This is a genomic window from Thermodesulfatator autotrophicus (genome assembly GCF_001642325.1).
Classification (GTDB): Bacteria; Desulfobacterota; Thermodesulfobacteria; order Thermodesulfobacteriales; family Thermodesulfatatoraceae; genus Thermodesulfatator; species Thermodesulfatator autotrophicus.
In genome coordinates, this window is sequence record NZ_LSFI01000033.1 from 1 (window position 1) to 12,210 (window position 12,210).

A 12,210-nucleotide genomic window follows, 5' to 3' on the forward strand; every position below is an offset into this window, starting at 1 on the left:
ATTCTCTTTAAAAGCTTTAAGTCTTCAAAGGCTTCTTTCTTTTTAGGTGGATATCTTAATAGATAAGCAGGGTGATAGGTTACAAGAACTTTAATGCCGTCTAATTCATGGATTTTCCCTCTTAAAGAAGAAAGGGGGCTTGTGGTGGCTAGAACTGTTTGAGAGGCAATGAGACCCAGGGTGCAAATAATAGCTGGACGGACGAGCTTTATTTGTTTGCTAAGATAAGGTAAACAGGCTTCTATTTCTTCAGGTTGAGGGTTACGGTTCCCTGGAGGACGGCATTTAACCACGTTGGTTATATAAACTTCGTTTCGGTTAATATTTATCGTTTCAAGCATTTTGTCCAGCAGCTGGCCAGCGCGGCCAACAAAAGGTCTTCCTTCTTCATCTTCGTCTTTTCCGGGAGCTTCGCCTATAAACATCAGGCTGGCACTTTCTGGACCTTCTCCTAAAACGATATTTTTACGGGTACGATGGAGTTTGCAACGCGTGCAATTTCTAATCTCACTTTCTATTTCCGCCAGGCTTTTTGGAGGAGGGGTTAGGTCAAGGTCTAGAAAACGCCTGATGTTTTTTCTGGCTGGCAAGGCATCTACTCCTATTTTTTGCAAAAATTTCAGGTACTCATATAAATCTTCCCAAAAATTAGCCATTTTTTAATGAATACCGGAGCCTGGGCCAAGGCCCAGTTCTTTTTCACTAAAAATTTCTGCGGTAAAAAGGTATATCTCGGTCTCTGGATCCTGCCAGCATCCAGGAGGAAGCCCGGCTTTGAGGCAGGTATGGTCAAGAAAGGTCTCTCTATCCCAGCCGTACTCCACCGCTACCTGAGGAAGTAAAACTCCGCGGTTGATACCCCTTACTATGTAAATACCATGTTTGCCTATTTCTATTTCGTCAATGCTTCTGGCCCGCCACATGGGAGAAAGCACGGAAATTTCTATATCAATTTCAGGAAGTTCTTCTAAAGTTACCGGAGGAAAACGTGGGTCATTAAAGGCGGCTGAGCGGGCCATTTCAAAGACAGTTTTATACAAAGGGCCTTCAGGATGAAAAGTGCCAATGCAGCCTCTAAGCTGCTCGTGTTTATGCAGGGTAACAAAAGCCCCATAGGGCTCCAGAAGTTTGGGAGGGATTTCCCGTGGTAGCCTGGGAGGGCGCCCTTCAAGGGCGCTGGTAATACTATCCCTGGCTATGTAAAGTAACAAAGCCTTTTCAGCGTCGTTTAGGCCAACTACTTTGGTCATCTTATTTCACCATTTCTAAAAGTTGTTTTTCTTCTAAAACACCGGCATGAACCCTGCCGTCAGGAAAAATATAAGTCGGCGTACCCCTTATGCCTAGTCCCGGGAGTGTTTTTAAAGTGTCTTCCACTTTTTTCTTCCCTTCCTCACATTGCGTCCCTTTATAGCCTTCCATTAAAGCTTTGGGGCCTTTTTTATCACAAATGATAGCGATAGATTTAGCCTTGGCCTGGGGATGCAAAGCTTCAAGGGGCATTAAGATAACATTCACTTTAAGTTTTCCCTGTTCTGCCAGGGGAAAAATTATTTTTTCAGCCCGTTTACAATGTGGGCAGTCAGGGTCAGTGATTAAAAATACTTCTGGCCCTTTACCAACAGAGAAGGCCACAAGCTTCTTAAGTTCTTTAAGCTTTTCAGGGGAAAGGCGATTGAGATCCGTTACCCTGGCCTGGGTTATGTCTTTACGTTTTGGGATATCTATGATGCGCCCTAAAATTAGATAGCGGCCGCTTTCGTCCAGGTATAAAGGGGTTTTGCGTCCATTGGAGTCAATAACCACTTCGCAAAGGCCTTTTACGGGAGCCGGTTTTATACTAACAACCTTTGGCTTCTGCCTGCCAAAAAGGGGCATAAGGATTTTGGCTGCCTTTTCTTTGTCAGGGCAAGCCCAACATGAAGTAATCCCCAAGCCTAAAATCATTACCAGTGCCAAAATTAATTTTTTCATTTCTCCTCCTCTTTAAGATTTTATTTTATGTTTTTCGGCCTTTATATCTTGAAGATTTAACATTAATAAGGCATTATCACAGCAACCTTTAGAAAAATTTAACAAAATCCACGAAGGAGGTTCCTTGAAATGAACCTTTTAGACAAAAAAGTCCTTCTAGCCCCAGGGCCAGTGCCTGTTCCTCCTCAGGCTCTGCTGGCTATGGCTAGACCTGTCATTCACCACCGCCTTCCTGAATTTTCAGCTATTCTAGAAAAGATTAGAGAGGATTTAAAGTACCTTTTTCAAACAAAGGAAGATGTTTTATTTTTTGCCTCTTCGGGGACCGGTGCCATGGAGGCCTGTGTGGCCAATCTTTTTAAGTCTGGTGAAAAGGTCATCGTGGTCCGTGGTGGTAAGTTTGGCGAACGTTGGGGAGAGCTTGCTGAAACTTATGGATTAAATCCGGTTTACATAGACGTTACCTGGGGTGAGGCGGTCTCAGTGGAAGTGGTAAAAAAGGCCCTGGCAGATAACCCAGATGCCCGCGGCCTTTTAATACAGGCCCATGAAACATCAACTGGTGTAAAACATCCTGTGTCAGAAATAGCGGCTTTAACCCGTGATACAGAAGTTCTTCTGGTAGTTGACGCCATTTCTGCTCTGGGGGTATATCCCCTCCCTTTTGATGAACTGGGTGTTGACGCCATGGTAGCAGGTTCCCAGAAAAGCATAGCTTTACCTCCTGGGCTTTCTTTTGTAGCGCTTTCTCAAAAGGCTTGGCAACGGGTGGAAGAAAATAATGAATCCCCCAGGTATTATTTTGATTTCCGTAAGGAAAAAAAGGCCCTTGGAAAGGCCACTACCGCTTTTACTCCGGCGGTTTCTCTTTTATATGGCCTTTCAGAAATTCTTAACCGCATTAAAGAGGTAGGGCTCCCGCGCCTTTTTGCCCATTACAAAAGGCTTTCAGGTGCCTGCCGGGCAGGGGTAAAGGCCTTAGGCCTTGAACTTTTTGCTAAAGAACCGTGTGAGGCCTTGACCATCGTCAAAGTACCAGAAGGCGTTGATGGTGCTAAACTCATGAAGCTCATGCGCGAAAAATATCAGGTAACCATGGCCGGGGGGCAGGCCAAACTTAAAGGTAAGGTGGTGCGGATTGCCCACCTTGGTTATCAAGGCCCCCTTGATGTAATTGTGGCCCTTTCTACCCTTGAAATGGCCCTTACTGAACTCGGCTATCAATTACCACTGGGAGCCGGGGTGGCGGCAGCGCAAAAATATTTTTTGGAGACAGAGGAGGAATAACTATGAAGGTGTTAATAAGTGATCCTATTGCTGAAGATGGCATAAAAATCCTTAGAGAAGCTGGGCTTGAAGTTATTGTAAAAACAGGCCTTTCCAAAGATGAGCTTATAGAAGAACTAAAAAAAGGTATTGACGCTATCATTATTAGAAGCGCTACTAAAATGACCGCTGACGTAATAGAAGCAGCGCCAAGCTTAAAGGTCATTGCCCGCGCGGGGACAGGCCTTGACAACGTTGATATAGACGCGGCCAATCGTAAAGGTATCGTGGTAATGAATTGCCCTGGTGGCAACACTGTTTCAGCGGCTGAACATACTATAGCCATGATGATGGCCCTGGCCCGCAATATCCCACAGGCTACGGCCTCAATGAAAGCCGGCAAGTGGGAAAAGAAAAAGTTTATGGGGCGGGAAGTAAACGGCAAAACCCTTGGGGTTATAGGTCTTGGGCGTATTGGCTCCATAGTGGCTGACCGGGCAAAAGGTCTGAAGATGAGGGTTATTGCCTATGACCCTTTTGTTAATCCAGAGCAGGCCGCCAAAATGGGCATTGAGGTTATGAGCCTTGATGAACTTTTGCCTCAGGCTGACTTTATAACCATCCACGTACCTCTCACCAAGGAAACCAAAGGTTTTATCAACAAAGAGAAGTTTGACAAGATGAAAGACGGTGTGATGCTGATTCATTGTGCTCGGGGAGGCATAGTGAATGAATCCGACCTATACGAAGCTATGGTTTCCGGTAAGGTGGCCGGAGCAGCTTTAGATGTGTTTGAGCAAGAACCTCCTCCACCGGACTATCCTCTTTTTAAGCTTGAAAATTTTATCTGTACGCCTCATTTAGGTGCTTCAACCCTTGAGGCCCAGAAAAATGTAGCTTTGGCCGTAGCCTCTCAGGTTGTAGATTTTCTAGTCCACGGGGTAGTAAGAAATGCTGTAAATATGCCTTCTGTTTCGGCAGAATTGCTTCCTACTCTTAAACCTTATCTTAAGCTGGCAGAAAAGCTGGGAGCTATACAGGCTCAGCTGGCAGAAGGCCCTGTTCAGGAAGTACATATTGAATACCAGGGCGATGTGGCCAATCTGGATACTAAACCTTTAACCGTAGCCCTGTTAAAAGGGCTCCTTACACCGGCTTTGCGAGAAGACGTAAACTACGTGAATGCCCCGATAAGGGCCAAAGAAAGAGGCATTAAGGTTACCGAAAGCAAAGTAAATACCGCTGAGGACTTCTTGAACCTTATCAAGGTTGTAGTCAAGTTCCCTGGTGGTGAAAACCTGGTGGCAGGAACTATTTTCGGGAAAAAAGAGCCGCGTATTGTTCAGATTAATGATTTCCGCTTAGACGCTATTCCTGAAGGCCATATGCTTTATCTCATGAATGAAGATAAACCCGGTGTTATTGGCCAGATAGGCATAACTATCGGAGAACACGGGCTAAACATTTCAAGGATGCATGTGGGGCAGGACCCTGCCCAGCAGGCCAATATAATTCTTCTCTGTGTTGATAAGCCTGTACCTGAAGACCTTTTAGAAAAACTAAAAACTCTTCCTCCAGTGAAGATGGTAAAACCCCTTGAACTTGTCTAAAAAATGAGGGTGCACCTGCTGCACCCTCTCCCTTATCGTCATCTGTTTTACAATCTAATTATAGGAGAGTCTTTTTGCTTGTTTTAGGTAGCTGGCTTTTGCTAGCACAGGTGGTTAAAGCCCAGGATGGCTTTACCCAGGAAGACTGTGAAAGACTTGTTCGCCAGGAAACGATCCTAAAAGTCTTTATGGAGCAGGTTGATAAGCGTTTTGAGCAAGTTGATAAGCTCTTTGCCGTGAGGATATGAACAAACGCTTTGAGCAAATGATGACTTTCCTCTGGGGGACTGTCCACTCTGTAATCCCAGAAATCAGAGAAAGACTTACGTCAAAACCATACCTTTCCGAAAGGATCTCCTGAATATCACTGGTAGTCATACTATCCAATACGGTAATTGTCCGTCTCTGAGCGCTCGTATCTCCCGTAACCTAAAAACTCTTCCAGTTAGGCCCTAAGAGCTTCCCTTAAGGTGCGCTGGCGAGTTCCTTAATGGGTGGCCTGTACTTCTTCGGGCTGAGGTGCTTTTTTAGGGTCCACCCTCTTTAAAGTAATTTAGTCACTCTACAATTTACACAGTTTGGTGGACACTCCTTCCGTAAAGCCAGGAATCAACAGCTCTTTCCACTCTAACCAAGACCATGCGACCTAAATCGTCATTTTTTGCTTCAAAGATCACCTTCAGGTAATTGCGCGATAAACCTTCGTAAAGGCCCTGTTCTTCCAGGTACCGTAGCACCAGAACTTCAAGGGTTTGACCTACATGGGCTCGGTAAAAGGCCTTCTGTTTTGCCAGAGAAAGTTGCTGTAATTTTCTAGCCCTTTCTGCTATCCGGTGAGGTGGCACTTGTGGCCATCTGGCAGCGGGTGTTCCTGGCCTTGGTGAATAGGGGAACACGTGTAAATAAGTAAGGGGAAGCCTTTCTATTAAAGCAAAGGTGGTTTCAAAGTCTTCTTCTGTTTCCGCCGGAAAGCCAACAATTACGTCAGCTCCAATAGCTGCCTGAGGAAAAGTTTCCTTTATTTTTAGGAGCAGGCTTTCAAAGTCCTTAGCCCTATAGCGCCTTCCCATTTTGCGCAGCACTTTATCGCTTCCACTCTGCAGGGACAAATGAAAATGGGGGCAAAAACCCTTCGCTTCTTTGAGAAAGGCTAAAATCTCTTCGGTTAGCTCTTGCGGTTCTAAAGAACTAAGCCGCCAGCGTGGCACGTCAAGTTCTTCAAGAAGCTTAAGTAGGTCAAGAAGGGTTCTAGGGGGAGTTAAATCATGCCCCCAGAGGCCGAGATGAACTCCCGTTAGCACTATTTCCCGATACCCTGCCTCAAGAAATCTAATTACCTGGGCCTTTATTTCCTCTAGAGAAAGACTCCGTGATGGCCCGCGAGCATAAGGAACTATACAGTAAGTACAGAAGAGGCTGCAACCATCCTGCACCCTTAAAAAGGCCCGCTTGTGGCCTCTGAAACGTGAAAGCGGGTAAGGTTCACAAGTTTTAAGTTCTTTTACCTCACTTACTAAAACCTTTTTCTCTTTAAGAGGCAGCTTTAAGTCTTCAACAATTTCAGGAAGCTTTGCCTTTTCTTTCTGGCCAGCTATTAAAAGCGGGCCTTCCACTTGTTCAAAGATTTCTTCGGCTCCTACCTGAGCGTAACACCCTGTTGCTACTACCAGTAAGGGCTTGTTTTTTTGGGCCTGGCGCAGGAGTTTTCGGCTTTCATAGCTGGCTTTGGCTGTTACCGCACAGGTGTTTACCACGTAGATGTCGGCTTTGTTTTTGAAATCAACAAGCTCGTAGCCTTTCTGTTCAAACCCTTCGGCAAGGGAAGCACTTTCCACCTGATTTACTTTGCAACCCAAAGTGGCTATGGCTAAACGGCGTCTCATCAAAAAAATTATACGCTGAAACGAAAGATTATCACGTCTCCGTCTTTAACGATGTAGTCTTTGCCTTCCAGGCGGACTTTTCCTTTTTTTTGGGCTGTGTGATATGAACCAGCCGCCACCAGGTCATCGTAAGCAACCACTTCGGCCCTGATAAAGCCGCGCTCCATATCTGAATGAATGGCCCCAGCGGCTTTTTGGGCAGTTGTTCCCCGGGGGATAGGCCAGGCCCGGGCTTCCTTCTCTCCACCGGTGAAGAAACAGATTAAATCCAGGATTTCAAAACTTTTCCGAATAAGAAGGGGAAGGGCTGGTTCTAAAAGGCCATATTCTTCGCGAAAAACCTCGGCTTCTTCAGGAGATAACTCGGCAAGATCTGCCTCTAGACGCCCTTTTATGTGAATAGCCTCTGTCTCAGGGGGGAGTTTTAAGTCAACCTCTTCGTTTTCTTCACCGGTATTAATAACTACCAGAAGGGGTTTAATAGAAAGGAAAGCGTAGCCTTTCATGTAGGAGCTTTCCCTTAAGGATTGAGAAACTCGCAAAGGTTTACCTTCATCAAGGATTTTTTTAGCTTCCCGCAGTTCTTCAAGTTCTTTTTCGGAAAAAGAAGCCCCCTTTTTGGCTTCTTTTTCCAGACGCTCAAGTTTTCTTTCCACGATGGCCAGGTCAGAAAGAATTAATTCTTCGTGGAGGATATCAAGCTCTTTTTGGGGTTCAGGGGGAAGGCCTGCCAGCTCAAAATTTCGTACTACCATTATTAAAGCGTCAGCAGGTTTGAGTTCGTGTAAAAGTTTTTCAAGCTCTTTGCCCCTGCCTTCCCTTTCTCTCAAATCAAAAGAAAGGTCCAGGTATTGCACGGTAGCAGGAGTCTTTTTGGCTGAAGAAAAAATCTTTTGTAACACTTCAAGGCGTTCATCAGGAACTTTGACTACGGCCCGGGCAATACCTCCCTTTTCTTCTATTTGACCCGCCGCCTCTCCTGCTGCCGCTTTGAAAATGGTTGTCTTCCCTGATTGCGGTAAACCGATTATGCCTATTTTCATTGGGTATGCCTCTGACTGAAGTTAATCAGCTCTTCAAGTTTATCCATGGCTTTGCCAGAGGCCAGTATTTCCAGAGCTTTTTTTACCCCAGCTTTAAGGTCAATGGCCTTTTCCGCCGCATAAATTGCAGCTCCAGCGTTTAAAGCCACCATATCCCTTTTAGGTCCGGTTTCTTTACCGAGCAATATGTTTCTTATAATTTCAGCATTTTGCTGGGCATCGCCACCTAAAAGCTCTTCTGGCTCTTCACAAAGTTCAAAGCCAACGTCTTCTGGATCAACGTAATACGTGGTTATACGGCCCTCTCTCAGCTCAGAAACTTTGGTAGAGCCTGTAACTACGAATTCGTCATAACCTTCTTCACCGAAAACAACGAGAGCCCGTCTGGCTCCAAGGGCATCAAGGGCAAAGGCCATTTTTTCCGTAAGGCGGAAGTCTGAAACGCCAAGCACCTGGGTATTGGCACGAGCAGGATTAAGAAGGGGGCCAACCAGGTTGAAGATAGTTCTAAAGCCCAGGGCCTTGCGCACAGGGGCAACATACTTCATGGCCGGGTGATAAAGCGGGGCGAAAAGAAAGCAAAGGCCACAGGTTTCAAGACAGGCTGCCGCCACCTCAGGAGGCATGTCTATTTTAACACCTAACGCCTCAAGTACATCAGCACTCCCGCATTTACTTGAGACGGAACGATTACCATGCTTGGCCACTTTAACTCCGGCAGCCGACACCACAAAAGCCGCTGCGGTAGAAACATTAAAAGTGCCCTTTCGGTCGCCTCCGGTGCCACAGGTATCAACTAAAGGCTCTTCCTCAGGAAGACTATGCGTAACCTCACGGGCCACCTTGCGCAGGGTGCGAGCAAGAGCGGCAATTTCTTCCCAGGTTTCACCTTTAATCTTTAAGGCGGTTAGAAGTGCCGCCAGCTGCCTTTCATCAAAATTTCCGGTTATTACTTCGGAAAAAGCCGCTTCTATTTCCTCTGGTGCCAAATCTTTGGCTTCACTTGCTTTCAATAAAGCCTCTTTTAGTTTGGACATAACTTCACCCGCCAAAGTTTTTAAACGCCTATATCCTTACCCTTTTTGTTAGAATACGCAACCTTGGACATCATCTTATTGACCGGTGTTCTTTGCCCAGTTTTTAAGATAGATTGTGACTTCACAAAAATTTTACTATTTTAAGAAAAACTTCGGAAAGCACTGGAGGGAATATGGACCGCAAACTTCTCGAGCAAATAAAGAAAAAAGTCCAGGAAGAACTGGTAAAAAAAGAAGCTGAAACTATAGAATATTGGCTTAAAGAGCTTCAAAAAATATACGCCAAAAAACACCAAACCCTTCCTGAATTTAAGGCCGAAGTACGCCAATTCATGGAACGCATGAAAAACAGGGTTGAGGTTTTAAAAACTAAAGGCCTTTAAAAGCTAACTTATTTCCAGCGTCAAAGTCTTATTAATGTGGCTACCTTCCTGAAACTCTATAGGCCAAAAGGGCATTATTGCCAAACCCTGAGTAGTCAAATCAAAACCTGCTTCAGACTGGCTTACTGTTTTCACCGGGAACATAAAAAAACTGGCCTGCTCATCCAGCTTAAGAATAAACTTGCCTTTTTTCTCTGTTTCTATGGTTAATGTTTTCCCAAAAAATTTGATCGGACGGTGAAAAGTAAGCTTTTGCCCGTTAATTTTCACGCATCCTTCACCCCAGGCCAGAAGCGGAGGATAAAGATTTAATTCTACCCCAAAGAAACATCTGGTCTTTTGAGAAGCACGATATTCCAGCTCATAGAAAACCTGTAAAACAAGACCTTCTTTTTCCACTTTTATCTTTTTACGCAATAAAAGGGGTCTTCTTGAAGAGCCCGGTGGATAAAGGCCACCGTCACGGAAGAAAATGAGTTCTTTTCCTTTTTTGTGCCAGTTGAAAGGCTGGTTGGCAAAATCTCCCCATTCACCAAAGTCACACCTGACAAAATCTTCAAGCTCGCGACCAGGATCAAAAAAGTGTTCAATTAAGCTATGTCTCTCATACCAGTCATAAACCAGGGCCTTTAAGACTTCTTCTGAAGGTTTTTTGCGCAGGTTATGAATACTTGAAACTTCCTCTTCGCCAGCCACCGCCTGGGTTTCCGGGTGTCTTATACTTTTATGATAGGCTTCAAAGCGACGGGTAAGGACGTTGGTGTAATTGTGGGTATTTTCAAGGCTAGACCACTCTATTATTTGACCACCGTAAGAGGGCTTAAAAATAACAGCCGCCTTAGGTGAAAAACAGCAAATTTCTTCCTGCCCGTCATAATCAATATCACAGATTTCTATCTCTTCTTTTTGTTTGGATCTAAGCTTAGATTCCGCAGATAAGAGCTTTTGCCACACTGCCTGACGCAAATGAGGGAGATATAGGCCCCCAAAAATACCATGCCAATAAGCATCGTTACACTGTGAGGCCAGTAAATCAAGCCGGGCTTCTGGCTCAAGGTGTCTGCGGGAAAGCTCGCTTACTTTAAGCATTCTTTTGTGGAGCAAGTTTGATTCCGGATACTTTATAAAAAAGTTGCGCCAGTGCCCGCCCCTTATAAAGGCCAAAAACCTGCTTTTATCCGGCTTAAGGCGGTTTATAAGCTCTTCAAGCTCAAGTATGCGTTTAGCCGGAAGGGCCCACTCTTCCATTTCCGCATAAGAAGCTGTGGGGAGATAAGCTAACCCATTTGGGGTAATCTTTTCCAGGGCCTGAGCGTAAGTTAAAAGTTCAATTTTTCCTTTTTCAAGCCACTGGCCCATGGTTTCCAAAAATTTCTTAAGCCATCCTTCTTCAAAAACCCACTTTTTAGTGCCAGGCCATACACCGAATTTCTCGCCATCGTCAAAATAAATAGCCAGGCGCCCACCTCTAAAAGATATGTCCTCAAGATAACGACCAAGCCTTTCCACCGGCCAGAATGGAATGGCGTAACGAAGTGTTTCGTCTATGGGAAAAACAGCAAGTTTTTGGCCCTCAGCTTCGGTAAGATAGTAGCCATAAAGCTCATTTTTTTCAAAACCTGACACCAGAAAATGGCGGTCATCAACCACCACGTATTTGATCCCCAACAAAGCCAGGTCTTCTACCAGTGCCTGGTCCCACACACGTTCCGTAAGCCAGAGGCCTACCGGGTTCTGGCCAAAGTGCTTTTTGAGGTAGTCTTTATGGCGCAAAATTTGTTCTTTGCGGTCTTCCCTGGGGATGACGGCCAAAATGGGTTCAAAAAAACCGCCGGTTACCGGCTCTATTTGGCCTCTATCAATAAGCTTACCCAAAAGTTCAAAGGTTTTAGGGTGATTGTCTTCCCACCATTTGAGTAAAATTCCGCTGGCGTGAAGACTTAGACGAAAAAAAGGATATTGAGCCAATATTTTAAGAAACGGATAATAGCTTTCTTCTGTAAGCCGCTTTATTACTGAATCAAAGTTTCCCAGGGGCTGATGGTTATGAACCCCAAAAACAAAGGGTAATTTCATTTAAGGCCTCCTATGTACGAGGAATTTCTAACATGCGGGCTACAGCCCTATAAGCTTTCACTCGCACGTCTTCAGGCACCTTTACTGTGGGAGACAATGTTTCAAGCGACTTTTTCAAGTCCTCAAGAGAAATAATCTTCATGGCCTTACAAAGCATTTTCTCCGAAGCCGGATAAAACTCTTTATCAGGATTTTGTTTTTTCAGCGGATAAATGAGCCCCACTTCTGTGCCCACAATAAACTCTCTGGCTTGAGATTCACGGGCATAACGGAGCATACCGCTGGTTGACCTCACCACGTCGGCCAGGTCAATCACCTCTGGCCGACACTCAGGATGCGCCATGAAAACTGCTTCAGGATGTGCCTTGCGGGCCTTTTCAACATCTTCCACCGTTAAAACATCATGAAACGGGCAAAAGCCCTCAAAATAATGAATTTTTTTATCCTTAAAAAAACGCTGCGTATAACGGGCTAAATTCATGTCAGGGATAAAAATTATTTCTTTTTCAGGTAAGGCCCTGACCACATTGACGGCGTTGGCCGAAGTACAGCAGATATCAGAAACAGCTTTTATTTCTACGTAAGAATTGACATAAGTTACTACCGGGGCTCCGGGATACCTGGCCTTTAGCTCTTCTACGTCTTCCACCGCTATCATATCAGCCATTTCACAACCTGCTTCCAGACGTGGAAAAACCACCAGTTTATCTGGTGAAACAATGGCCGCTGTTTCAGCCATAAAACGGACTCCACAAAAGACAATGACTTCCGCGTCCGTTTTAGCGGCTTTAAGGGAAAGCTCAAGAGAATCTCCTGTAAGGTCTGCCACTTCCTGAATTTCTGGAGGTTGGTAATTGTGAGCCAGAATAATGGCTTTGCGTTCTCTAGCAAGTTCTCTAATTTCCTGTTGTAGTTCACTTAATGGCTTACCCATAAAA

12 protein-coding genes are annotated in these 12,210 nt (G+C 45.0%); 4 read left to right on the forward strand and 8 right to left on the reverse strand.

All coding sequences use genetic code 11. From position 1 onward, the window contains the following. The 3 genes from TH606_RS07440 to TH606_RS07450 form a co-directional block, all read right to left on the reverse strand. A partial coding sequence (locus tag TH606_RS07440; RefSeq protein ID WP_068542518.1) for a uracil-DNA glycosylase occupies positions 1–656 on the reverse strand: 656 nt, incomplete at its 3' end. A 3-nt stretch (positions 657–659) separates the two neighbouring features. Beyond that, the gene (gene amrA / locus TH606_RS07445) at positions 660–1,250 is read right to left on the reverse strand and encodes an AmmeMemoRadiSam system protein A (RefSeq protein ID WP_068542519.1); all 591 of its coding nucleotides are present in this window, start codon (positions 1,248–1,250) and stop codon (positions 660–662) included. 1 nt (position 1,251) lies between these two features. Beyond that, the gene (locus TH606_RS07450) at positions 1,252–1,974 is read right to left on the reverse strand and encodes a DsbC family protein (RefSeq protein ID WP_068542520.1); all 723 of its coding nucleotides are present in this window, start codon (positions 1,972–1,974) and stop codon (positions 1,252–1,254) included. Positions 1,975–2,103: 129 nt separating this feature from the next. On the opposite strand from TH606_RS07450, the gene TH606_RS07455 reads away from it, so the two are divergent. The 3 genes from TH606_RS07455 (at position 2,104) to TH606_RS11530 (ending at position 5,098) form a co-directional block, all read left to right on the forward strand. Further along, on the forward strand, positions 2,104–3,261 hold the full coding sequence (locus TH606_RS07455; RefSeq protein WP_068542524.1) for a pyridoxal-phosphate-dependent aminotransferase family protein: 1,158 nt from the start codon (positions 2,104–2,106) through the stop codon (positions 3,259–3,261). A gap of 2 nt (positions 3,262–3,263) precedes the next feature. Then, entirely contained in the window at positions 3,264–4,850 is a 1,587-nt protein-coding gene (serA, locus tag TH606_RS07460; RefSeq protein ID WP_068542525.1) for a phosphoglycerate dehydrogenase, read from the forward strand. 74 nt (positions 4,851–4,924) lie between these two features. Beyond that, complete coding sequence (locus TH606_RS11530) at positions 4,925–5,098, forward strand: hypothetical protein (RefSeq protein WP_157627888.1); 174 nt, start codon at positions 4,925–4,927, stop codon at positions 5,096–5,098. A gap of 321 nt (positions 5,099–5,419) precedes the next feature. On the opposite strand, the gene mtaB is transcribed toward TH606_RS11530, so the two are convergent. From mtaB to trpD, 3 genes are read right to left on the reverse strand one after another with little or no spacing between them, the layout of a single operon-like run. Then, positions 5,420–6,733 carry a tRNA (N(6)-L-threonylcarbamoyladenosine(37)-C(2))-methylthiotransferase MtaB gene (gene mtaB, locus TH606_RS07465; RefSeq protein WP_068542526.1) on the reverse strand — a complete coding sequence of 438 codons (1,314 nt, stop codon included), beginning with the start codon at positions 6,731–6,733 and terminating at the stop codon, positions 5,420–5,422. A gap of 8 nt (positions 6,734–6,741) precedes the next feature. Further along, on the reverse strand, positions 6,742–7,776 hold the full coding sequence (locus TH606_RS07470) for a DUF933 domain-containing protein (RefSeq protein WP_068542529.1): 1,035 nt from the start codon (positions 7,774–7,776) through the stop codon (positions 6,742–6,744). After that, entirely contained in the window at positions 7,773–8,813 is a 1,041-nt protein-coding gene (trpD, locus tag TH606_RS07475) for an anthranilate phosphoribosyltransferase (protein ID WP_068542530.1), read from the reverse strand. The genes TH606_RS07470 and trpD overlap by 4 nt, the downstream gene beginning before the upstream one ends. 173 nt (positions 8,814–8,986) lie before the next feature. On the opposite strand from trpD, the gene TH606_RS07480 reads away from it, so the two are divergent. Next, positions 8,987–9,196, forward strand: coding sequence for a hypothetical protein (locus TH606_RS07480; protein WP_068542532.1), 210 nt, complete (start codon positions 8,987–8,989; stop codon positions 9,194–9,196). 3 nt (positions 9,197–9,199) lie between these two features. Here TH606_RS07480 and TH606_RS07485 read toward each other — a convergent pair whose 3' ends face one another. Continuing rightward, on the reverse strand, positions 9,200–11,272 hold the full coding sequence (locus TH606_RS07485) for an alpha-amylase/4-alpha-glucanotransferase domain-containing protein (protein WP_068542535.1): 2,073 nt from the start codon (positions 11,270–11,272) through the stop codon (positions 9,200–9,202). Positions 11,273–11,282: 10 nt separating this feature from the next. Then, a complete protein-coding gene (nadA, locus tag TH606_RS07490) occupies positions 11,283–12,206 on the reverse strand; it encodes a quinolinate synthase NadA (protein WP_068542537.1) in 924 nt (307 codons plus the stop codon). Positions 12,207–12,210: the final 4 nt, after the last annotated feature.

Excerpts from the sequence above, each read along its gene's own strand:
- amrA (WP_068542519.1), bottom strand. The coding sequence starts at position 1,250 with ATGACCAAAGTAGTTGGCCTAAACGACGCTGAAAAGGCTTTGTTACTT.
- TH606_RS07450 (WP_068542520.1), bottom strand. The coding sequence starts at position 1,974 with ATGAAAAAATTAATTTTGGCACTGGTAATGATTTTAGGCTTGGGGATT.
- TH606_RS07455 (WP_068542524.1), top strand. The coding sequence starts at position 2,104 with ATGAACCTTTTAGACAAAAAAGTCCTTCTAGCCCCAGGGCCAGTGCCT.
- serA (WP_068542525.1), top strand. The coding sequence starts at position 3,264 with ATGAAGGTGTTAATAAGTGATCCTATTGCTGAAGATGGCATAAAAATC.
- mtaB (WP_068542526.1), bottom strand. The coding sequence starts at position 6,733 with ATGAGACGCCGTTTAGCCATAGCCACTTTGGGTTGCAAAGTAAATCAG.
- TH606_RS07470 (WP_068542529.1), bottom strand. The coding sequence starts at position 7,776 with ATGAAAATAGGCATAATCGGTTTACCGCAATCAGGGAAGACAACCATT.
- trpD (WP_068542530.1), bottom strand. The coding sequence starts at position 8,813 with ATGTCCAAACTAAAAGAGGCTTTATTGAAAGCAAGTGAAGCCAAAGAT.
- TH606_RS07480 (WP_068542532.1), top strand. The coding sequence starts at position 8,987 with ATGGACCGCAAACTTCTCGAGCAAATAAAGAAAAAAGTCCAGGAAGAA.
- TH606_RS07485 (WP_068542535.1), bottom strand. The coding sequence starts at position 11,272 with ATGAAATTACCCTTTGTTTTTGGGGTTCATAACCATCAGCCCCTGGGA.
- nadA (WP_068542537.1), bottom strand. The coding sequence starts at position 12,206 with ATGGGTAAGCCATTAAGTGAACTACAACAGGAAATTAGAGAACTTGCT.